We start from the raw sequence: 22858 nt of genomic DNA on the forward strand, positions 1-22858 counted from the left end.
GAAATGGATTGAACAAACCTGTGAAGTTAAGAGAACTTATCGATGAAATGGACGTTCAGTTTGACGATGAGCAAGTTTTACTGAATAAACGGACAGGAGAAATTGTAAGATTGTCTGCAGAGGACATCCGACTAGCTGAAGAAGAAGAACCTGACGATGATTTACTCGATTGGCAAATCGAAGACCGTGATGCTGTGATTGAAATTTTGGAGGACGAAGAAAACTACATCGCACTCCCCAGCCAATTTGATATCCAGGAATACAGCATCATGGAAAGGTTTTGCTATTCCCTCAATGACGAGCGTAAACAGGACGCTTTGCTGAGGGCAATTAGCGGGAAAGGGGCATTCCGGAGATTCAAGGACAAAATTTTCGATTTAGGGGTTCGTGACGACTGGTATGCTTACCGTGACAACGAACTGAGACAAATCGCCATTGAATGGTGTAAAGACAATGGAATAGATTTCATTGACAATTTGGAGGGCGGCCGCTAAAAGTGGCTGCTCTTTCTTTTTACGGTAAACAAAGATGCTGGGAGGAATTTGGTCAGCCAAGCTGAATATGTATAAAGAAGAAATCTGGAATAATCAATTTTTTTCGCTGGAGGATTAAGATGGTCAATAAATTCGTGTCAGGATTGATGGGATTACTTTTTTACCGTGGGTCTGTGCTTGATTTTTCGGAGGAAGAGCGCCGGGATTATGAAAAAATGTACGAAGAAGCCGCAGCCGGTAACCTCGAGATCAATTACTCCAGCAGATTCGAAAAACATCGTTTCATCCAGTACATCGCGGCAACGAAGAATGTCATTCTTCATGGTTCAAATAACGGGGAAATTGGCGAATTTGAAGCTAGAAGGCAAACATTGTACAACGGCCAATTCGTCAATGCGGTTTTCGGAACAAAGGATGGAATCTGGCCCTTGTTTTATGCTGTCCTTGATAAAAACAGGGTCAAAGGCGGAATCCGAAACGCCTGTTTGAAAGTGGAGGGCGGCCGCCCCCATTACTTTTTCTCGTTGAACAAGGAAACTCACGATGCAAGTCCATGGACAAGCGGGACGATATATTTCCTACCTGGTGAAACCTTTGAACGCGCTGGCAACGAGCTTGTTTCTTTTGACGAGTGGGTAAGCAAAACGCCCGTGAAGCCGATTGCGAAAATTAGCGTCGAACCATCTGACTTTTATTTTCTCGACAAGGTTTCCTGCCACAAAGACACGGAATCCATCGTTAAATCCTGGCTGCTCTATAAGCTTAGGACGAAGCGGCAGAATGGACAGGATATCAAGTTTAATTGATGGTTATAAAAAGCTAATAACTGGCATGGCAAGGTAGTAAAATCAAAGTCTAATATATGAGTATTTAGTGAGATTTTTTCCGGAAAAGGTGTAGTCACTTGGTGACCCGATTGAACCTGGTCAAAATATCCTTTCTTTTAATAAATTATATTTAAAGAAAGCGGGGATAGAGAATGAGATTTTACATAGCAGCCAGCCTTAACAATAGGGATAGGGTTAGGTATGTTAGTAAAGAGTTGAAAGTAAGAGGATTCATCCAAACATATGATTGGACTGTAAATGAAAAGATTGCAACATTGGAAGAACTAAGGGAGATTGGCCAAAAGGAAACGAATGCTGTAATGGAGTCGGACTTTGTTGTAGTGTTGTTGCCGGCAGGTAAAGGAAGCCACATTGAACTTGGAATTGCTATCGGGAATAGGAAGAAAATTTATCTTTATTCATCAGACAATGAAGTAGATAACCTTGAGACCACCAGCACATTTTATCATTTGCCCGAAATTCAGAAGTGTTTTGGCACTTTAGATGAATTGATCGATCGTATAGATTCAAATCAAAAAGTTTAGTAAGTTAATAGAGTGTCAAATAAGGAAAACGTTTTCCACTAGACTTACGCAGGATTTTTGGGATTCTTATCTCGACTTGTCAGAGGATTAAATTATATGGCGTCTTTAGTAGAGTTTTCTGGGAATAACCCCATCTACTACCGCAAAAATATATCGCTAGGTGGAATGAATATGAAAGAGTATTTTCTTGTCAAAGAAGTAATCGATGAATGGGACCCAATAGGATTACTTGGGATGGGTTGTCCTGATGACGAATACGATCCGGAAATTAAGGATATTGTAAAACGTTTAAGCAATAGTAATTCGGTTGATGTATTAACAAAAGAAATTCAAGAGGTTTTTATAAAGTGGTTTGGCGAGCATTTATCAACTCGTGATTGTTTATCAGCTGCTCAAAAGATTTTGGTTAGGATGTCCTAATATAAAGTGATGACTGCCAACAAATGTTAGTGTAAGAAGCGATGGTTTCTGCCCAAGTGCATAGGGTAAAAAAAGAAAAACATACAAGGGGCTAACTCCATGGGAATCAATTTTGGAAAATACGATATACCACCTACACTCCAAAGATTGATGGACTTACAAAACGATCTTGGTGACCCGGAACAATTTTACCTCGGTCTTAATTTTTACCTTTCTCTGGAGAACTTCAGATATTTTAACACTCCAAGTGATGTCGTCGTTTTTGGCAATATTGGGGTAGACGGTATACATTATGGGTTCCTTACTGATTTTGGTTCTGTATCTGATCTTGAAATAGCACCTATTGTTTGCATATGTCCAATGGATTTTGAACGTCCAGCACGTATCGTTGCTAAGAATCTAGCCGAATTCTTAAGAGTTAATTTGGCTGACAGCGCACTGTTCTATAATGAGTTTAATAGTGAAAAGGATTATTTAACAGCTAAAGAAAAATGGGCAGCAGAGGCCGCTAATTCCCCATATCAACCATCTGAAGATGAAAAGCTGGTTCGAGAGAAAGCCAAAAATTTTTTTATGGAAAACATCCAGATCCCGAATATTGACCATCCGTATCGTTACATTCAGAAAGTAGAACAAGAGCGCCAAAGAAAAGTATCGATTAAAACACAGGATGGATTGGGAGTAACTGCTCCACTTCTTCCAGGTGAAAAGCACATACCATTCCCGATACAAAAAGACATAGATCCTGATTTGGAGTTGTTGAAAGACTATCTTTATTCCGCTCCCGTTCCCTCACGGCTTGCTTTGTTTAGGGATATTCAGCTTAATTATGTCTTGGAAGATAATCCAGAACTTTTCAAATTAGTCATTGACTCAATGATTAATATTGGACTTATAGATGAAGCCAACCGATTAACCGATGATATTTAAACTACAGCCGTCTTTTTTTGACGGTTTTTTGTATCAATTTACTTATTCAATCAAAGCACGCTTTGAACAAGAAGAATCAAGGCACTTATTTGTTGAATTCCTTTTTAAGCTAACGGTCCAGTTTAGTGGAATAAGAAATATGGTCCAATGAAGCGATGTCTAAACAATTTCTTAAAGTACTCATTGATAACAAAGGCAACAAAATTTCTATGTTTCAAAGAATTTGGGACCAATTGTCCCCAAATCGTCAGGAATTTTTATGCTCAAGAAGATACAAAATGGATAATCCTCTTACCCGTATGGTTCACTGAATTGCTGGCATTTTGATTTTCAAGGTAAACTCTTCATCTTTATAAACAAAATCAAGGAACCCATTGTGGTGTTTTACGATGTCTTGGATCATTTTTGTCCCAAGCCCTTCGTGTCCATGCTGCTTCGTTGTTTTTCCATATGTATGAAATAACTCGTCCAGGATTTCAGTTGGTATTGGCGGGCTGCTATTGATGCAAGTCAATATGTACAATCCGCCCCTTTTGTAAAATTGCAGAGTAATGAAGCTCTGTTGTTTACGCAGTGCCTGCCAATCCTCACAAGCATCCAGACTGTTGGATAAAATATTGCCAATAAGTGTTACGAGTTCTTGGTCGGATAGGGGCAAGGTTGAGACTGGCACATCCAGGTTATACACAACAGAAATACCGGCCGCTTTTGCCCTTCGGTACATCTGGTTGAGAATTCCGGCAACGACGCCTTTTTCGCCTTTTATGGATAGATTTGTTTCTTCATATCCCTCGACAAGGCCGGAAAGATACGTTTTCGCTTGCTCGGATTCCCCTTTTTCCAACAGGAAATGGATTGCCGATATATGCTTCAAGAAATCATGGCGTTCGTTCCGCACAAGCCTGAACGTTTCATTCATTTGTACACTCTGTTCCTCAAATTGCTTAATCCTACGGTTGTTGTCCGAAAGCTCTTTTGCAAAATGAAGCCGGATTATTTCCATCCCGGCAAAAACAAAAAGTGGCAGAATAGAAGGCCCGTTTACTAAATGAACCATGACTAACAGGAGTTGCAGCAGAAAGAACAGGCTGTTCCATAGAGCTCCCAAGAAAGAGATTCGAAGCAAAAGGCGTCTTGAGATGTAAAAAACGGCGCCTATGACAAAAGCACAAGTTAGATAAACTGGTATCATAAAAGGAAGATTCATAATCAGAGCCTGAAAATGAATAATTCCAAGTACCGAGACCAAGCCCCAATAGTAAAAAGTTGTTTTCAACTTCATTCTCCAATCTTAAAAGTAATAATGCTGTAAAAAGTCCACCTTTTCCTTTGTGATCATGGCTGTTTCTTCCATTCCGTCAAAGGAGACGATATACGAGTTTTTCGCATAAAGGGAGAAGTTTTTTACATAATGGATATTGATGATGAACGAGCGGTGGGAGCGGATAAAGTCTCGTTCCCTTAATTCGCCCTCCAATTCGTTAAGAGTCTGATAGGTCTTAATTGGCCCTGATTTTGTATGAATGGTTGTCGATCGTCCAGAACGTTCAATAAAAACGATGTCTTTCTTCTGGATGATATGGATATCGTTCTTCTGTTTCAAGTAAAGCCGCCCGGCAATCTCGGAGGACCTCGTTTTCTCATTCAGCCGTTCAATCGACTTGACCAATCGGTCCTTTGGATAAGGTTTCATGATGTAATCATGGACATTCAGCTCGAATGCATGCACCGCATAGCCGCTGCTTCCTGTGACGAAAATAACCGCAATATTCAAAGCATGCGAATGGATAATGTCCGCAAGTTCATAGCCTGATAGATTTGGCATTTCAATATCTGCAATCAATAAATCAATCTCTTCTCTTTTTATATACTTGTAAGCTTCTTCCGCTGACAACGTGGAGAAGACAATTTCAACATCGGGTATGCCTTTAATAATTCCGTTCAATTTCTCCAGGTCGATAAAGCGATCGTCCACCAGTCCAACCCTCATATGTACCCGCCTCATTTACAAATCTTCATTCCGCTTTTATATATTTATTTTACCATCTTTAACCTAAATTTTGACCATTTCGTGACATGAAAAGTCATTTTCGCAACAAAACTGCAGATTCCGAGCAAAACAGATTGTATGATAAAACCAAGAAGAATAAAAAATGAGGTGCGGAAATGATTGAAATTCATGAACTAACGAAAAAATTTCAGGATAAGAAACTTTCAGTAACAGCGTTGAAGCATGTATCTTTTTCGATAAAAGAAGGCCAGGTAGTCGGCCTGCTCGGTGAGAATGGCGCTGGAAAAACAACCTTGCTCAGGACAATCGCGACGCTTTTAAGCCCTACCGATGGGAATGTAACGGTTGCAGGGTTTGATACAGTTTCTGATTCTGCGGAAGTGAAAAAAAGAATTGGTGTACTGTTTGGCGGCGAAACTGGCTTGTATGACCGCCTGACCGCCCGTGAGAACCTCGTGTATTTCGCCACCCTCTATGGGCTAAGCAAGCATGAAACAAAGGTGCGAATCGATGATCTTGCCAGGATGTTTGGGATGAGGGACTATCTTGATCGGAAAGTAAGCGGCTTTTCGAAGGGGATGCGCCAAAAGGTTGCGATTGCACGAACTCTCATCCATAACCCCGAAATCATCCTGTTTGATGAACCGACAACCGGGCTGGATATCACTTCGTCGAATGTGTTCCGCCAGCTGGTTCATCAGCTTAAACGTGAAGGGAAAACGATTGTTTTCTCCAGCCATATCATGGAGGAAGTATCGATGCTTTGCGATTCTGTAGCAATGATGCATAAAGGTGAACTTGTCTATCATGGCAACCTTGAAGAATTATACAAAAATGAAGGCAGCCGCGATCTCAACTATATTTTCATGAGCAAGCTTGTAAGGGGGAACGAAACATATGCTTCTTAAAATCTATTTTAAAGAAATGAAGGACTGCTTCCGTGATCGGCGTACATTATTATTAACCGTGTTGGTACCGATTGTTATGATGACCGGGCTAATTCTTTTTTATGAAAAATTGGTCTCTGACGGAGACGGGGAAACATATCAGCTTGCAGTTGCTGAATCATTTTCCAATGAAGAACTAGCCATTTTTGCCGGTTTTGAAAACATTGAGATCATGAAATCAGCCAACCCTGAAGAGGCATTAAAGGAAGGGGAGGCACAAGCTGCACTCTTGCTTGATGATAATTTCCTATCAAGTATTGAAAACGGAGAAAAAGCAACTATCACAATCATTGGCGATTCCTTTAGCCAAAAGTCCTCAACTTTAATGAGCTATGTGACCAATGCGTTAACCGCCCTGGAAAAATCGGTCATCTCAGAGAGACTCCAGTCTGAAGGCATGAATCCCGAACTTATTCAGCCTTTTACGATTGAACAAAAAGAAGTGTCGGCAGAAGACCCCAATATCAGTCTAATTGCAATGATCATTCCGATGATGCTGGCATTGGCAATCGGAATTGGAGCAGGTCCTGCAGCTTCCGATTTGTTCGCCGGGGAAAAGGAAAAGAAGACAATGGAGGCATTGTTAATGACTCCGGTCAGCCGTTTTACTTTGCTTTTGTCAAAATGGATGACAATAACTACTATTGGGGCTATAACCGGTATGATCACGTTAATTGTCGTTGCTTTGGAGATTAACTATTTAACAGAGCACCTTAGAAAGGCCGTCTCGTTTGGAGAAGATACTTCTTTAATTATAGGTTTGGCTGTACTGGTATCTGGCATTTACGCAATGTTTACAGCATCCATCCTAATGCTTACAAGCATTATTGCCAAAACTGTAAAGGAATCGCAAAGCTACAGCACGCCAATCATGATGCTGGCAATGTTTCCAACAATGCTGCTGGCGAACGTTGGCATCAATGAACTGTCTTTCCACCACTTCGCGATTCCGATCATGAACCTGTTCAGCCTTTTGAAGGAATTCGTGTTCGGGGTGATCGATTTCAAGCACATCCTCATCACGATTTCCAGCAACTTGATATGCATGGCTGTGATCTTTATGATTGGAAGGATTCTGTTCCTGAAGGATAAATGGGTCATGAATTAGAAAGAAGGCTAGCTACTAGTTAACAAACAAAAGACGAGGATGGACATAATGTGTTTTATAACATGGGTCCAATATGTGTTTTTGTTTATAGATGTGGGAAAAATCCAGTGTACTTAGGTTCTTTCAAGAAATCCTGATCTTCAATCTCGTTGAACACATAATGAGTTTTAAATTTCAAAATTTTTTCTCAACAAACGGGTGCTTTGACCCAGGAAGGATTAAGGCACCTTTCGTTTATGTTAAAGGTTAATTGAAGAAGGATGTTTGTTTATTCGCTTTTGACACAAACTGTGTAGTAAAGGTTTTACCCGCACCTTTCCTTTTATGGATTTTTTATCATTCTCTGATATATATATTAAACTAACAATTGGAGCTGAAAAAAATGGAGTTGATTTTATGGATTACTATTTTGTCAGGTACTTTTATCGCAATTTTCGCCGCTAATAGAAAAAGCAAAAAGAAAAAATGAAACTAAACAAAGTGAAATCTTTGTTATTTGACAAACAGGGCAGCATACCGGTATAAAACTAAGTTTGTGAACATATGTACTTAAACGATAGGGTGCTTTAATCCAAGAAGGATTAAGGCACTTATTTGTTGAATTTCTAAGGAAGCTAAAGGGGCGATTACTTTAAGAAGGAGTTATTAACATTATTTTCAGGAGGAAAATGTTAATGAAACGAACTGACTTGCTCTTAAAAATGCTCGATACTACGTTCGACAAGGAGAGTTGGTATGCTCCGTTCAAACCTGCAATAGAAGGACTCACCGCAGAACAGGCTTTGTGGAGGCCAGCAGGAGAAGCAACCAAAACGATTTGGGAAAATGTTAATCATCTCATTTATTATAAAGAGAGGCTTGCGGCCAAGTTGGAAGGGCGTGAATGGACAAATAACCTCGATGGCGATAAAACCTTCTTCCTTACTGAACAAATAAATGACAACAATCAATGGTTTGCAGTTGTTGAACGTGCCGTAATGGCTCAACAAAGTTTAAAGCAAGCGTTAAGTAAAATAACTCTTGAAAAACTTGACCAACATTCTCTTGAAGAAAAGCTATTCGACATCATGCTTCACGATGCATACCATACAGGCCAAATTATTCAAATTAGGAAAATGCAAGGTTCTTGGCCATCGCATCGTTGATTTGCTGGAATAGGAAAGATCGCAAAAAAAGCGGGGTGCTTTGATCCGAAAGGGTTGAGGCGCCTTTTTGTTTAATTCCTTATTGAGCTCGCTGAACAAGGATACCATAGATAGGAGGGCGAATAATAAAATTGCAGTTATTGTAGTTTATGATAAAAAAGGAGAGAAACTGATGAAATTAGGTACTCCGATAGCAATAGGAAATACTGCAAAAATCTATCTCCATAATAGCAGGATTTACAAGGTATTTAATGACTACTTGCCCGAAACGGAATCCTTTTTTGAATCTGAAAAGCAAAAATATGCTTATTCGTGTGGACTTCCCGTACCAAAAATAATAGATGTTACGAAAATAGGTGGTAAACAAGCTATTGTTATGGAGTTTATTAAGGGCCGATCAATAGGTAATATTCTTTCCGAAAATGTGGAACAAGCAGAATACTACATGAATATATCCGTTGAAATACATCAAGAAATTCATAAGATTGAGGCAGATTCAATTGAACACATGGCTGAAAAATTAAACCGGCAGATCGAATCCGCTCATAACTTGGATAATAGGCATAAGTCTGCATTAATTCGTAGATTAAATAGGATGACATTTGAGAGTAGGCTCTGTCATGGAGATTATCATCCGTATAATTTAATAATGTCAGGTAACAACGTAACAATAATTGATTGGGTGGATTCAAGTGCAGGCGATATACGCGCTGATGTTTACCGTACATATCTTTTACTTTCTCATGTTTCAAATGAATTAGCAGAGATGTATTTGCGCCTGTATTGTGAGAAAAGTGGTCTGGTAAAAGATGAAGTGTTGCAATGGGCTCCAATAATAGCGGCGGCGAGGCTATCGGAAAATGTTTCGTCTGAGGATTCAAAACGCCTATTAGACGTAATAAATCAATCGTGTCCTATATAAATGAAATTAACTAAGGACATAGACAATAAATTATAAAAAATTTACCGAAAAGTTAGAGTAGTTTTTTGAAAGGCGGAATTTAATTGTATATCCCTAAACACTTTAAGGTTTCAGATGCCGAAGAAATTTGGAGTTTCGTTAAAGCCCACTCTTTTGGGACACTTGTATCGACAGAGCAAGGGAAACCAATAGCCACTCATTTGCCCTTTGGATTAAAGAGAAAATGTGATGATTACTATCTCACCGGGCATTTGGCTTATGGTAATCCTCAGTGGAGGACATTGGAAACCTCTGGAGATGTCCTTGTCATATTTCAGGGACCGCACTCGTATGTTTCTTCCTCATGGTACTCGCATGAAAATGTACCGACGTGGAATTATCAGGCTATCCATATGTACGGTAAAGCAAGTATTTTAGAAAAAGAAGAGCTTATAGAGGAATTAACGGCCATGCTGGAAAAATACGAACACCAGCGTGAAAACCCAGTGTTATGGGATAAACTTTCTCCTGAACTTATAGAGAATCAATTAAAAGGCATTGTTGGGTTTAAGGTTAAAGTGAAAGACATCCAGGCTTCATATAAATTAAGCCAGAATCGAAACGAAAAGGATTATACAAACATTATTCAAAAATTAAAGAATGAAGGAAATGCAAATGCAATTGAAATTGCGGAACAGATGGAAAAAAGAATATTAAATTATAAAAGGTGCAGGAGCTTGGCGGATTACCGGACTTATTCGCTAAGTACGGCCATCATTGCATTAAGTTTAATTCTTCCCTCCCAATTCACGGTAAACAACCTTAGAAGAATAAGTGATTGAGAGGGAATTGTGATTCTAAATAAGACAAGGAATATCCGAGAGTGCTCCCCAATAGATTTTACTCACGTGCCAATAGAAGTTTGGGGGAAATTCCAAAGAAGCAACCCACAATCCAGTCTTACGGCATATCACATCGTTAAGCGTAAGCGGCGCAACGTTATCCCGGCGAGGATTACGCTTGCCAGTCCGAACACTATGGCAATGATTGCCCTGATACTCTTCACCGATGCCGGGACCACCAAGGAATTTGGTCACATGTAATGCAGCATAGATTATGACAATCAGCCCCACGACCATGGCTGCGCCGTCCCCGCGCCGTCCCCCCGTTTCCAATACTCCTAGTGGAACGGGCCAGGGAGAGCCCGGCGAAAATCACGCTGACTAGCCCCATAAACGCGTCTGTCGTTGCCAAGAATCGCCCAGTGGTAAATCGTACCCAACATTGCCATTGGCTACATCAGCAGTGACCAAAGTCGGCGTCAAACGTAGTTATCAATAAAAGGATTAAACATATTTTTGAAGAATAGAGTAAGAAACATTACGGAGGTGTGAGGGCATGACAATAGCTACAGAGTATTTAAAAACAGTTACTAAACAATTTATGGAAGCAAAAGTAACAGCAGAGAAAGCGATGAATCAATTAACGGAAAGCGAATTATTTTGGACTCCAAATGAAGAATCCAATAGCATAGCCATCATTGTGAAGCACATGAGTGGCAATATGGTATCCCGTTGGACGGATTTCTTAACAACGGACGGGGAAAAACCAAATCGAAACCGTGATGGTGAATTTGTTGTCGGAAATATCCAAACGAAAGAGCAGGTAATGGAAGTATGGGAACGCGGATGGGAAACCTTTTTAGCTGCATTGGGAGATATTAAGGAGGAACACCTTTTAAAAACAATGACAATCCGAAATGAACCACATTCCGTTATAGAAGCCATTGAACGCCAAATGTACCACTATTCTAATCATGTAGGGCAAATCATTTATATAGCAAAGATTTTAAAATCAAGTGATTGGAAGACACTGACCATTCCCCGTAAAAAATGATCCAAAAATTAAATCATCATTGGGTTTGCAAACCCGGTACAGATGAAAAAAGAATTTAAAAAGGGATACCGTGCAGAAGCTTCGCGGATTACAGGGGGGCCTTAAGGGCTTTATTGGAATTAATATAAACAAAACACTCTCTTTATTTTTCATAAAGGTGGGTGTTTTTTTATATTATTCCCGCCCTTAGAAGTCTCCCTTCTGATATAATGTGGCTAATAATGGAAAACATAGGAACCACATAACTAACTCTCTGGCTAAGAACCCATTTTTACACTAGTTTACAAATTTATAAATAATAGGGATACCTAAATTTTGAAAACGTGTCGATTTAGACGTACGCCATTCGTCGACTATATAAGGGCATTCATCCACTGCTTCGTATAGGGGATTAGAAAAGCTCTTAATCTAGTAAACACTTAGGAGGAGTTACGAATGAGATTCATGATGATAGTGAAGGCTACGAAGGATTCAGAAGCAGGGACGACGCCAAAGGAAGCGATGGAGCAGATGTTTGCCGCGATGACGAAATACAATGAGGAGCTGAAGAAAGCCGGCGTCCTGGTGGCAGTCGGCGGACTCCATCCAAGCTCCAACGGCATTCGTATTTCGTATCCTGTACCAGGAGAACGGCCAGTCATTACAGACGGCCCTTTCACTGAAGTCAAGGAGTTAATTGCAGGATACTGGTTCATAGATGTGAAGTCGCGTGAGGAAGCCATCGAGTGGGCGATGCGCGCGCCAGATCCGCATGGCCTTGGAGAAGGACAGATCGAGCTTCGCCAAGTATTCGAATAAACAAAGAAGCTGAACATCGCAAAAAAGTCGAACGGGGGAAGAAATCGTGACCGAAGCAGATACCCATCGTACAATCGAAGCCATTTGGCGGATTGAGTCGGCGAGACTGATTGCAGGGCTCACCCGGCTCGTGCGCGATGTGGGACTGGCCGAAGATCTGGCCCACGATGCCCTCATCATTGCAATGGAACGATGGCCAGAGTCTGGCATACCCGACAATCCCGGCGCCTGGCTTATGACGACGGCGAAGCGTCGAGCTTATGACAAGCTGCGCCGTAATCAGTTGCACAAACGCAAGTACTCAGAGTTGAGCCGAGAGATGGACTCCTATTATCAACCGGACTTCGATGCCAAACTCGGCACTGAAGTTGAAGACGATCTTCTGCGCCTAATTTTTATGACCTGTCACCCAATCCTTTCCCGCGAAGCGCGAATTGCACTTGCGCTTCGCCTCTGGGGTGGCTTGACGACGGTGGAAATTGCGCGTGCATTTCTGATATCAGAGTCGACTGTCGCCCAGCGCATCGTAAGAGCGAAGCGAACCTTGAGGGAGGCGCAGGTTCCCTTTGACATGCCGGAAGGGAGCGATTTAGAAGCGCGTCTGGCATCGGTGCTTGAAGTCCTGTATCTCATATTTAATGAGGGCTATTCTGCGACATCAGGCGAGAATTGGATAAGACCTGTGCTCTGCGAAGAGGCGCTTCGCCTTGGCCGAATGTTGGCAGAACTTGTCCCTAAAGATGCTGAAGTCCACGGCCTAGTTTCGCTCATGGAGATTCAATCATCGCGATTCAGGGCACGTATCGGGGCATCCGGCGAGCCCATCTTGCTTCAAGATCAAAACAGGGCACAATGGGATCAACTTCTTATCAGGCGAGGATTGGATGCACTTGAACGTGCGGAGAGACTAGGTAGCGTGTTCGGCCCGTACAGGATCCAGGCGGAGATTGCAGCTTGTCATGCGAAGTCGAAAACGGTGTCGGAGACCAACTGGGTGCGCATCGCCGCATTGTATGATGCTCTAGGGCAAGTATCCCCGTCACCGGTAGTGGAACTGAATCGTGCAGTTGCCTTGTCGATGGCGTTCGGACCGGAAATAGCACTTGAGGTCATCGAGCCGTTGATGAATGATGCGACGCTGAAAGACTATCACCTCTTGCCCAGTGTCCGTGGTGATTTGCTAGCGAAGCTTGGGCGCAATGCTGAAGCATTCGCCGAGTTCACTAGAGCGGCTTCGCTTACACAAAACGAACGGGAACGCGAACTCCTGCTCAAACGTGCGTCCACTCTTCCGTGTACTTCCGATTGAAGTTGGTTTTTGATTGATATCGACCTGCAGGTTGATAATCGTTTCTCGTGCCCCCACTCATCGGTGATAAATGTTTTATTGTAGTAAAGTAAAATATTACTCCAAGAATACTTTTCACAGTAGAGAATATATACAGGATAGGAACCTAGATATTTACTTTCGTGAAGGGGGAATATCATGAGTAATTTAGTAAATGACAAATTGAATGAAACGAGAAGTAACTTAGTAAAGGAGATTACTTCATTAAGTTATACTCAATTTAATAGTAGGATTGGCACGGATATGTGGAGTATAGCACAAGTTTGCCATCACTTAGTTTTAGTGGAACAGGCAACAATAAAGGCTATTGCATGGGGATTAAAACAGGTTGATGATACTCGAACAGAACGTAAAAACGTTCATCTTATGTTGGATCGCACGAAAAAGTTTCAAGCTCCTGAAATCGTTGAACCAGGTACAGAACCATTTGAAGTTCAGTCAATGGTTGATTTGTTAAACGATTCGAGAGAAAAATTACTGGGTTTCCTTAGTACAATAGAAGATAAATCGATATTGGCGGAAAAATCATTTAAGCATCCTGCCTTAGGGGAATTACCACTTGACCAGTGGATTGAACAAATCTATTTGCATGAACAACGGCACATGGAACAAATAAAAGAGTTAAAATTACTATTAGATGTGAGGCACTAAACTTATGATTAATATTGGGTAATGATTCGAAGCATTCGATGCGACATCGCAACGAGTGCTTTTTTCTTTTCACGGCACGTTCGTGATTACCCGGAGATATCCTATCCTAGAAGCTAAGTGTTTTGTGGTTTCCAAAAATATGTTTTTTTAGCGATTGATTGTATCTTTTTACCCATATATAAATACCTAAAATAGTATATAATGGTTTAAATGGTGAGAATATACCATGATAAAAGAACTAATTAAATCTGCTTATATTTCTAACAATGGTTTAAAAGGGTTCGTTAAAAAGGGGTAAGAAGATGCAACAACTAAAGGTTCATGTTATAAGTATGGTTATCATTGTCATGCTTTTTTTCTTGTTAGTTCCAACTGTATTAGCAGCGAATGGACAGTTAGTTTTAGACAATAATAAAAATGGGATAGATGATCGTTGGGAAAAGAAATATGGGCTTGAACTAACCAACAAGCTGACTGCTTCCGAAGACCCCGATAAAGACGGGTTAACGAATTTGGTCGAATACCAGCTAAATCTCAATCCAAAATCGAGTGATACTGATAAAAATGGAGTTCCAGATGGATATGAGGATTATGACAATGATGGACTATATAATCTTGCGGAGGTAAAGTTGGGATTTAATCCGACAATACCGGATCTTGATAAAACCAAAATTATATATGTTGTCGCTGATAAAAATACAGACATGACAGAACAATTGAAAAAAGCTTTAAAGCTGGGAGCAGGTAAAGTTATCGTTTTGCCATATGGCAGCTCATTTAAAATCAGTGGCTTGGTAGTACCCGACAATACCACTGTAGTTGGGTATGGATCAAAACTATACAACGATAAAAAACACCAAACGCTTTTGACAATTGGCAATGGGGTAAAGATATATGGGATTGAGCTCCAGGGTGCAGGCAATAAAAAAGCAGATTCAAAGGGAGTCGGAATAAAGATTCGGGGGGCGAATGCAGCTAACTATGTCCAACGGATTGTTATAGAGGATTCCTTTATTCATGATATTGGTTTTTATGGTATTCTTGCTGAATTTGCAGATACGGTAACTATTTCAAATACAGTTATCCGTGATGTTGGTTTTGCTGGGGTAGGCGGATTGTCAGTCCGTAATATGCATATTGACAAGAGCCATATAAAATCAATCAAACCAGGAAACAAAGGAAATGCATACGGAGTCTTTTTTTCACGAAAGGGTGCTGAGAGCAACGTAAACGCACACCCGAGGAGTACAAATAGTTCGGTCACGAACAGCATCATTGAGGACATTCCGTTATGGGAGGCCCTTGACACTCATGGCGGCGAAAATATTACGTTTAACAATAATACAATCCGAAATACGAAGGTTGGAATTGCTTTTGTAAACGCAACAGGAAAAGGTGGGAAGGAGCTTTTTGGTTCACAAAAGTGTACGGCAAAAGGTAATCGGATTGAAGGAATCGGTAAGGGATATGGGATCGTTGTGGCTGGAACGCCATCTGAAAATAGTAGAGGCTGTACAATTGAAGGAAACCATTTAATAGAGGCGGGCCAGCAGGGAAATAGTATCTCGGGTGCAATCCAGGCTTCCTATACGAGAGATTTGGTTATAAAAAATAATACATTGGTAAATTCGTACGCTAATGGTATCCACCTTTATACTCATAATCAGCAGTTTGCAGTAACAGGGAACAGAGTGGAGGATGTACAGGATTCTTCATATAAAGTGCCTTCGGCGATTGCCTTTCGTTCTGGCAATAATAGCGGTACGATTACGGGGAATAGTCTTATCAAAAAAAATGCAAAATTAAATGCCTACGTATCGATTCGTGGAATCAATATAACGACCAAAACAAATATGAAACTGGTAATAGGCAAGAATACAAATAACTATGTTCTTCCTATAGCAGGAGGAACAGGGAGCCATGTAAAGTATTTTTTAAAATAAATTTTTTACGGGTGCCACCTTTATCATCAATATTCATTAAAGTATATTTTGAAATATAAAAAGAGCGGGCCTAAAACCCGCTCTTTGTCTATCAAACTATTATCGAACTGTTTTCAGCGCGCCGCTCCAAGATACAACTTCATCAAGCATGGCGTTGACGTTTGTAAGGTGAAGCTCCTGTGGCTTGAACTCTGATCCGTTTTCAAAATCAGTGAACAGGGACAGAGTTGGATGTGTGCGGACATCCGCAATTTTCAGCTCGCCGCAAATGCCGCGCAAATGCTCGGCTGCGCGTGCTCCGCCAGTTGAACCATAGCTAACGATTCCTGCTGCCTTGTTGTACCAAGCTTCACGCGCGAAATCGAGAGCATTTTTTAATGCACCTGAAATGCTGTGGTTGTATTCCTGAACGATGAACACGAATCCGTCAAGGTGTGCAAGCTTTTCGTTCCATGCCGCAATTCCTGGCTCTGTTCCATCGGTTGTTCCTAGGAATGGCAGGTTGAAGTCTGCGATATCCACGATTTCATAGTTTGCGTCTCCGCGCTTGTCAGCGATTGATTTCACCCAAGCGCCTACCTGTGGGCTAACCCGGCCTTGGCGGGTACTTCCTAGAATAATCCCGATGTTCAATTTTTCTGCTGCCATTGTAGTTTCCTCCTTTGATGTACCAAACAATTTAGTAAAAAACCCCATTTTCTGCACCGCCTTAATGATGTCTAGTTGCAATTTCTAGTTGCTATCTTTACTTGTTTCCCTTCGGACAATCGGAGCGACCTGCGTTGCTAGCAGTTCGATACCCTCCGCGACCTTTTTGAATGGCAAACCGCCAATGTCAATCTGCGCCAAAAAGCGGGTATGGCCAAACAATTCGTACTGATAAAGAATCTTTTCGACAATCTGCTGCGGACTGCCGACGAACAACGCCGTATCCGGGCCAGCCATGCGATCGAAGTCTGCTCTTCCTATCATTCCGCCCATCCCACGCTGGCGATTTACATAGGACCAGTAATTGGAGTAATAAGGATAATATTCATCCATTGCTTGCTGGGTCGTTTTCGCAATGTACCCATGGCCTGTGATTCCAACGTTTAGTTGCTCTGCAGGGTGCCCGGCTTCGATACCGGTTTTGCGGTATAGGTCAACAAGCGGTTTGAATCGTTCCGGCATTCCGCCTAGGATGGCAATTGCCATGCCCACTCCAAGCCTGCCGGCACGCGCCGCGCTTTCAGGGGAACCTCCGACGCCAACCCAGATAGGAATCTCCTTTTGAACGGGACGCGGAGCAATCTCCGCATTCCGCAATGAAGGGCGAAATTGGCCGTTCCATGTAATGCGTTCGTTCTTACTCAGCTTTAAGAATAGCTCGATATGTTCGGTGAATAGGGCGTCATAATCATCCGTGTCATATCCGAACAAAGGGAAGGATTCAATAAAAGCACCTCTTCCCGCAATGATTTCCGCGCGGCCATCGGAAACAAGATCGAGTGTTGCGAAATCCTCGAACAGCCGCACCGGGTCGACCGTGCTCAAAACAGTCGTTGCGCTCGTCAGCTTGATCCTACTCGTGGTTTGGGCAATCGCAGCTAGCACAACAGGAATGGAAGAAACAGCATAGTCCAGGCGGTGGTGCTCACCGACCCCGAATAAATCAAGTCCCGCTTCCTCCGCTAGTTTTGCGGCTTCGATAATGTCCTTAATTCTTTGCCGGGCGCTAATGGTAGTACCGCTAAAAGGCTCGGGGCCAATGTCGCCCAAAGTATAAAGGCCGATTTCCATCATAGTTGTTTTCTTCCCTCCGTTAGAACTGCTTCAAAATCAAACCACGAGGATAATCCGGTTTCCGGATGGATCCGCGGTCGAGAAACCGCCAGCTTCCTCTGTGACATCCGCTCCAATTGCCTTCAAATTCGCCACAACGGCGCCCCTTGATTCCTCGTTAGGAAGAACCAGCGTATAGGACTCGAGCCCAGGGCTGTTTTTATCAGGCCTCGGAGCTCCGACGCCATTCCATGTGTTCAATCCAATATGGTGATGGTATTTGGCTGTCGAAATAAAGAGCGCCTGGCTACCGAAACGGTTTACAACCTCGAACCCAAGTCCCTTTGTGTAAAATTGCTCCACTTTAGGCAACTCGGCTACATGCAAATGGATATGCCCCATCACGGTTTCAGCAGGGAGGCCTTCCCATTGTTGCATGCCGCCGGAAAGAAGGCTAGCGAAGTCCAGTGGGTCAACAGTCATGGCGACTTCATCACCAGACCAGGTCCATTCGGAAGGGTCGCGGTCGATATAAATCTCAATACCGTTTCCATCCGGATCCGATAAATAAAGGGCCTCACTGACAAGATGATCGGATGAACCAATCCGCTGGCCAATTTTCATAAAATGCCCAACGATACTTGCCAGGTCGGAGCGTTTCGGCAACAACAGGGCAAAGTGGTAAAGCCCGGTCGTTCCAGCTTGCTTCGGCCTGATAGCTTCCGGCTGCTCTATCGTTAATAGAACCGTCTTCCCATCAGCGGTAAGGCTTGCTTTTCGTTCAGACTGATCCAAAACTTTAAAGCCGATAACTTCTTTATAAAAAGAGATGGACCGTTCCAAATCCTGCACTTTCAGATTTACCTGCCCAACGAATGTTGCCGGTTCACGGTGAAAATTCATATTTAACACCTCCTTGTTTGTTTTATTAGTAGGTTACTTTATGTAAGTTATTATATTTTTAAAATTTAATTACGTCAAGTATATATAATTGTAAAAAGTAATTTAATTTTTTTTTAAAACGGGTATAATGGAGATTAAAGGAGCTGATCAAGTTGGATAAATCTATTTGCCCCAAATTCGAAAAAGCCATGGGTCTGCTAAGCCAGCGATGGACAGGATTGATCATTTACCAGCTCCTGTCGGGGCCGCAGCGCTTTTGCACCATTGAATCTTCCATCGGCGTCAGCGGGAGAGTCCTCTCCGAAAGGCTGAAGGATTTAGAGAATGAAGGAATCGTCAACCGCCAGGTCTATCCAGAAACCCCTGTCCGTATCGAATACTCGCTGACCGACAAAGGCAAGGCGTTGGAACCTTTGATGAAAGACATCGAAAACTGGTCACAAAACTGGCTGAAAACAGAATAACCACAAATTCATTTAAAAAAGGATACAACGGAAGCGGCAGCTTGCCCCAGTTTGTATCCTATTTGTTTTTTTAAAGTATGCCCGGGTTTACGCTCTACTATCTAAAATCCGTATCCAGAATAATTCATTCGGTTATGAGTGGCACCTTTTCAGGATTTAGCCCAAACGTTGTCACTTAATGAACTTCAAACACGCGGTAAGTTGGCAATAAAAAAAGTACATTCGGCGGGAATGTACTTTAAAGGTTAGTTTTTTGCCTGAAGATATTTAACAGCGTTATGGAGGCTTGCAAACGTAGAAATACCGCTCGCCTTGATGCCGAGGCTGATCATCGTCTGGGCGATTTCCGGGCGGATGCCGGTCAAAATGGACTCGATGCCGATTAATTTCAGTGCATCAATGACTTTAAATATATGGTTAGCAACCATCGTATCGATTATCGGAACCCCGGATAAGTCAATGATCATGTGGCTTAAACTAAGGTCCGCCCCTTGTTTCAAAGCCTTTTCCATCAGTTCCTGAGACCGCTTAGTATCGATATCCCCTATTAACGGGAGGATTCCAATTTGTTCGGTTATTCTGACAATCGGTATGGACAGCTCTATCGAAGTCAGCTCTGCTGCCGTAATCCGGGCGGCATATGTATTTGAATACGTTACGCTGAGCCAATGTACCGCACGGTCAACAACGGAATCGAAGCGCGATATAATTTCATAAAACTCAGGAATCGACAAGTCTGCCTTCACGGATTCCTTTTTAAGAATCTCGCCAATTGAATTCCGGTAGAACCGTACTTCCTCAATCGCCAAATCCAATGGAAGGTCGAGGTTGAAAAGAAGGTTGACCCCCTCGGATCCCCAAGCCTGCAAATGGCGATACGTCTTTTCCAAGCTATCAAAAATCGAACGGGCAAAAATAGAAATCAAGTTCTCCCGCCATTCCTTTAACGATTCATCCACTTTATTTGAATATGTATTCAAATCGGCATCAAACCGTTCGCGGGCGAGAATTTCCTTCTGGCTTATTATGTGATCGGCCATTTCCTGAAGGCAAACTTCTATCGTAGACCTCAAACTTTCAACCACCCTTCAGTTTCTTTTAATCTAAAAATAGTATACAAGCTGAATATCAGAATGGACATAAGAACTTTTGTTATTTTTTGTCAAATGGTCTGGTTTATCTTTGGGAAATTCCTATGGGAAAACGGAAAATGTATGCTCAATTCAAAAGTTTTTGGTAAATATTAGTGTTTCCATAAACTTGAAGGGATACCTATAATAGATAATGAATATAATATGAAGTGTGTCTTTTCTGAAATCTAAAACAAATTTCCGGGTTGGGGGAAGCGGTTTTATGCGGACAAAGAGAGTAACAATCTTGTTGATCAGCAGTTTAATAGGCTTGGGTGGATGTTCAAGCCAGGTGGAAGTGGTTAAAAAAGCGGAGCCAACAGCGGTCAAAGCAGCGGATATAACGGAACCACAAAAGGCGGAAGAGCCTGAAAGGAAACCCGTGGAAAAACCAGCCGCAGCAGTCGTTTATATAAAAGATCCAAAAGTAAGCAATGCCATCTATGCTTTTATCCCAAAGGACATGGGCTATGGCACGGATAACGAGCAATATAAAAAGGAACTTGAAAAATGGGCGAGGAATCTGGCAGTCGGGAAGGATGGCGAGCCCGGATATGACCGGCGCGGCTTTCTAGACAGAATTGACGCTAACGGCAACGTCATCAAAGGGGAACCGCGGGTCATTCTTGAAGAGGCAGAATTGGTGGAAAAGGTCCTGCAAGTTTCCGAAAAAGGCGGGGATGTCGTCCTGCCTGTCTATACAACGGAAAACACTTATGACCCTGCGGATGTGGCGCATTTAGCAGAAGAGCTTGTTGCTGCATATATTACCAAATTTGACAGCTCGGTTGCCGGTAGGGCGAAAAACATTGAGCTGTCCGCACAGGCAATCAACAATGTGATTGTCGGGGATGGTGATATCTTTTCTTTTAATACAATGGTCGGCCCTAGCGACGAGGCGCATGGCTACCAGCCCGCCAAGGAAATCGTCAACAAGAAACTGGTTATGGGTATCGGCGGGGGCATTTGCCAAACATCCTCGACCCTCTTTAACGCGGTCGATCAGCTGGGAGTCGAATACGTGGAGAAGCACAACCATTCACTAAGCGTAGGATATGTCCCGGCCGGAAGGGATGCGACCGTCTCATACGGGGGACCCGACTTCCGTTTTAAAAATACAAGCGGCGCCCCGTTCATCATCAAGGCGATTTACGGAAAGGGCACGCTGACCGTGGAAATCCGAACTGCCAGCAAATTTAAAGGGATTATAAAGAAACGGGTGTAACACCATTTAAAAACCGTTTTCCTATTCGAATCGGGTGCGGTTTTCTAATACAAAAACTTAATTAACTTGCAATTAGCAGTCCACAACTTTAAGGACTGCTTCTTTTTATTGTTATATCAAAGATTTTTAGCGGTAAATTTGCACCATCATTCGGATTCCTTTTAGCACGATGACAAAAGTTATGGTCACCGTACGAATTCATATGCGAATTAATTTTCCAGAAATTTTAGTCGGTCTTTGGATAATTATGTTAAGTTCTCTCGGGCGACTCATTATCATATGCACGTTATACCGGTTTGAAGGCTACCCTTTTACTCAAGGAACATAAAGACAGTGACAAATTTTCATTCCAGGGTTAGGAGTAGAAGGAATCATGAATGTTTTTGTTGAATCCTTATTGAACAAACGGGGGAGTTTAGTAAAAGAAGGACTTAAAGCCTTTTAAGCGAATTAAATAACTAAAAAAAGGATATAGGTGTAAATTATGAGTGAGATAATTACCTATTACAATCAATTTGATGAGTGGGGAAGGCTTGACCGAGAACCAATTGAGTTTCAAGTAAATTGGCATTATATAAAGAAATATATGCCTCAAACGGGGTACGTTCTTGATAATGGTGCAGGACCAGGAAAATACTCAATGGAACTAGCTAAAGATGGTTATAAGGTAACTCTGACCGATTTAACGCCAAGATTAGTTGAAATTGCTAGAGATAAAGCAAAAGAACTTAATTTAGAGGGGCAATTTGAAGGGTTTTATGCAGCTGATGCCAGAGAACTTAATATGATTAAAGAGGAACAGTTCGACTCATCATTAATGCTTGGTCCTATGTACCATTTACAGAAGGAAAATGATCGTATAAAGGCAATAAAAGAATTATACAGAGTGACAAAAAAGAATGGACTGGTTTTTGTTGCTTTTATGCCTAGAATAAGACACGTACTAACATCACTCATATTTCCTGAGAATTGGAGACCTAATAATAACTTGGACACCATTAGTCAGTTTTCTGAAACAGGATGCTTTAATCACGCAGATAAGGGACGTTTTACAGGTGCGTATTATTTTAATATAGAAGATATTAATCCTTTTATGGAATCGCAAGGATTTGAAACATTAGACTTAATAGGTTCAAATGCGGGTGCTGTTTTAAACAATGAGAGTTGGAATTACTGGAGAGGCAAAGGTGAACAGGAAGTAAAAAAACTCGTTGATTTACTAAAAGAAATAGCAACAGACCCATATATTCTGGGAATTTCAACTCACTTGCTTTACATCGGAAGGAAAAAATAACTTTCTTTTTCAGTTAACGGGGGCGATGATTCAATAGGATTATCGCCCATTTTGTTGAAATCCTTATTAAGCAAACGGGGCAGGAATGTTCAAGAAAACCATAAAATATATAAGAAA

The 22858-nt window shown here is 41.8% G+C and carries 23 protein-coding genes and 1 pseudogene; 18 read left to right on the forward strand and 6 right to left on the reverse strand.

The window, feature by feature from the left end; translation table 11 throughout:
* Positions 1 to 8: 8 nt before the first annotated feature.
* The 5 genes from V1499_RS06000 to V1499_RS06020 all read left to right on the forward strand — a co-directional run bounded on the left by V1499_RS06000 (position 9) and on the right by V1499_RS06020 (position 3216).
* Complete coding sequence (locus V1499_RS06000) at positions 9 to 494, forward strand: UPF0158 family protein (protein ID WP_409274598.1); 486 nt, start codon at positions 9 to 11, stop codon at positions 492 to 494.
* 119 nt (positions 495 to 613) lie between these two features.
* Complete coding sequence (locus V1499_RS06005; RefSeq protein ID WP_409274599.1) at positions 614 to 1300, forward strand: hypothetical protein; 687 nt, start codon at positions 614 to 616, stop codon at positions 1298 to 1300.
* A gap of 173 nt (positions 1301 to 1473) precedes the next feature.
* Positions 1474 to 1866 (forward strand): nucleoside 2-deoxyribosyltransferase, encoded by a 393-nt coding sequence (locus tag V1499_RS06010; RefSeq protein WP_409274601.1) that lies wholly within the window; start codon positions 1474 to 1476, stop codon positions 1864 to 1866.
* A gap of 96 nt (positions 1867 to 1962) precedes the next feature.
* Complete coding sequence (locus V1499_RS06015) at positions 1963 to 2286, forward strand: DUF1871 family protein (protein WP_409274603.1); 324 nt, start codon at positions 1963 to 1965, stop codon at positions 2284 to 2286.
* A 99-nt stretch (positions 2287 to 2385) separates the two neighbouring features.
* Positions 2386 to 3216, forward strand: a complete 831-nt coding sequence (locus tag V1499_RS06020; protein WP_409274604.1) for a hypothetical protein — start codon at positions 2386 to 2388, stop codon at positions 3214 to 3216.
* 304 nt (positions 3217 to 3520) lie between these two features.
* Here V1499_RS06020 and V1499_RS06025 read toward each other — a convergent pair whose 3' ends face one another.
* Together V1499_RS06025 and V1499_RS06030 are read right to left on the reverse strand one after the other, a co-directional pair.
* The gene (locus tag V1499_RS06025) at positions 3521 to 4492 is read right to left on the reverse strand and encodes a sensor histidine kinase (RefSeq protein WP_409274606.1); all 972 of its coding nucleotides are present in this window, start codon (positions 4490 to 4492) and stop codon (positions 3521 to 3523) included.
* A gap of 15 nt (positions 4493 to 4507) precedes the next feature.
* The gene (locus V1499_RS06030; protein ID WP_409274608.1) at positions 4508 to 5206 is read right to left on the reverse strand and encodes a LytR/AlgR family response regulator transcription factor; all 699 of its coding nucleotides are present in this window, start codon (positions 5204 to 5206) and stop codon (positions 4508 to 4510) included.
* 176 nt (positions 5207 to 5382) lie between these two features.
* Between V1499_RS06030 and V1499_RS06035 the strand changes: the two genes are divergently transcribed.
* The 10 genes and pseudogenes from V1499_RS06035 (at position 5383) to V1499_RS06080 (ending at position 15964) form a co-directional block, all read left to right on the forward strand.
* Complete coding sequence (locus tag V1499_RS06035) at positions 5383 to 6135, forward strand: ATP-binding cassette domain-containing protein (RefSeq protein ID WP_409274609.1); 753 nt, start codon at positions 5383 to 5385, stop codon at positions 6133 to 6135.
* Positions 6125 to 7282: an ABC transporter permease gene (locus V1499_RS06040; RefSeq protein WP_409274611.1), complete on the forward strand. Its 1158-nt coding sequence runs from the start codon at positions 6125 to 6127 to the stop codon at positions 7280 to 7282. Before V1499_RS06035 ends, V1499_RS06040 begins: the two co-directional genes overlap by 11 nt.
* A gap of 674 nt (positions 7283 to 7956) precedes the next feature.
* A complete protein-coding gene (locus V1499_RS06045; protein WP_409274612.1) occupies positions 7957 to 8427 on the forward strand; it encodes a DinB family protein in 471 nt (156 codons plus the stop codon).
* A gap of 172 nt (positions 8428 to 8599) precedes the next feature.
* Entirely contained in the window at positions 8600 to 9349 is a 750-nt protein-coding gene (locus tag V1499_RS06050) for a phosphotransferase family protein (protein ID WP_409274614.1), read from the forward strand.
* 83 nt (positions 9350 to 9432) lie between these two features.
* Positions 9433 to 10038: pseudogene (locus tag V1499_RS06055) on the forward strand (FMN-binding negative transcriptional regulator); the annotation flags it as partial.
* Positions 10039 to 10726: 688 nt separating this feature from the next.
* On the forward strand, positions 10727 to 11224 hold the full coding sequence (locus tag V1499_RS06060; RefSeq protein ID WP_409274616.1) for a DUF1572 family protein: 498 nt from the start codon (positions 10727 to 10729) through the stop codon (positions 11222 to 11224).
* Positions 11225 to 11659: 435 nt separating this feature from the next.
* Positions 11660 to 12022, forward strand: coding sequence for a YciI family protein (locus tag V1499_RS06065; protein WP_409274618.1), 363 nt, complete (start codon positions 11660 to 11662; stop codon positions 12020 to 12022).
* A 46-nt stretch (positions 12023 to 12068) separates the two neighbouring features.
* Positions 12069 to 13331 (forward strand): RNA polymerase sigma factor, encoded by a 1263-nt coding sequence (locus tag V1499_RS06070; protein ID WP_409274619.1) that lies wholly within the window; start codon positions 12069 to 12071, stop codon positions 13329 to 13331.
* Positions 13332 to 13508: 177 nt separating this feature from the next.
* Entirely contained in the window at positions 13509 to 14021 is a 513-nt protein-coding gene (locus V1499_RS06075; RefSeq protein WP_409274621.1) for a DinB family protein, read from the forward strand.
* 302 nt (positions 14022 to 14323) lie between these two features.
* Complete coding sequence (locus V1499_RS06080) at positions 14324 to 15964, forward strand: right-handed parallel beta-helix repeat-containing protein (RefSeq protein WP_409274623.1); 1641 nt, start codon at positions 14324 to 14326, stop codon at positions 15962 to 15964.
* A gap of 99 nt (positions 15965 to 16063) precedes the next feature.
* Here V1499_RS06080 and V1499_RS06085 read toward each other — a convergent pair whose 3' ends face one another.
* From V1499_RS06085 to V1499_RS06095, 3 genes are read right to left on the reverse strand one after another with little or no spacing between them, the layout of a single operon-like run.
* The gene (locus tag V1499_RS06085) at positions 16064 to 16660 is read right to left on the reverse strand and encodes an NADPH-dependent FMN reductase (protein ID WP_409274625.1); all 597 of its coding nucleotides are present in this window, start codon (positions 16658 to 16660) and stop codon (positions 16064 to 16066) included.
* Between the two features lie 36 nt (positions 16661 to 16696).
* Positions 16697 to 17743, reverse strand: a complete 1047-nt coding sequence (locus V1499_RS06090) for an LLM class flavin-dependent oxidoreductase (RefSeq protein ID WP_409276237.1) — start codon at positions 17741 to 17743, stop codon at positions 16697 to 16699.
* 39 nt (positions 17744 to 17782) lie between these two features.
* Positions 17783 to 18628 carry a VOC family protein gene (locus V1499_RS06095; RefSeq protein ID WP_409274627.1) on the reverse strand — a complete coding sequence of 282 codons (846 nt, stop codon included), beginning with the start codon at positions 18626 to 18628 and terminating at the stop codon, positions 17783 to 17785.
* 152 nt (positions 18629 to 18780) lie between these two features.
* Here V1499_RS06095 and V1499_RS06100 point away from each other — a divergent pair, with 152 nt between their 5' ends.
* Entirely contained in the window at positions 18781 to 19092 is a 312-nt protein-coding gene (locus V1499_RS06100; RefSeq protein WP_409274628.1) for a winged helix-turn-helix transcriptional regulator, read from the forward strand.
* 245 nt (positions 19093 to 19337) lie between these two features.
* On the opposite strand, the gene V1499_RS06105 is transcribed toward V1499_RS06100, so the two are convergent.
* Positions 19338 to 20165, reverse strand: coding sequence for an STAS domain-containing protein (locus tag V1499_RS06105; protein ID WP_409274630.1), 828 nt, complete (start codon positions 20163 to 20165; stop codon positions 19338 to 19340).
* A 280-nt stretch (positions 20166 to 20445) separates the two neighbouring features.
* Here V1499_RS06105 and V1499_RS06110 point away from each other — a divergent pair, with 280 nt between their 5' ends.
* Both V1499_RS06110 and V1499_RS06115 read left to right on the forward strand, forming a co-directional pair.
* On the forward strand, positions 20446 to 21447 hold the full coding sequence (locus V1499_RS06110; RefSeq protein ID WP_409274631.1) for a VanW family protein: 1002 nt from the start codon (positions 20446 to 20448) through the stop codon (positions 21445 to 21447).
* 484 nt (positions 21448 to 21931) lie between these two features.
* On the forward strand, positions 21932 to 22741 hold the full coding sequence (locus tag V1499_RS06115) for a class I SAM-dependent methyltransferase (RefSeq protein WP_409274633.1): 810 nt from the start codon (positions 21932 to 21934) through the stop codon (positions 22739 to 22741).
* Positions 22742 to 22858: the final 117 nt, after the last annotated feature.

The organism is Neobacillus oceani, assembly GCF_046237595.1.
Lineage (GTDB): Bacteria > Bacillota > Bacilli > Bacillales > Cytobacillaceae > Bacillus_D > Bacillus_D oceani.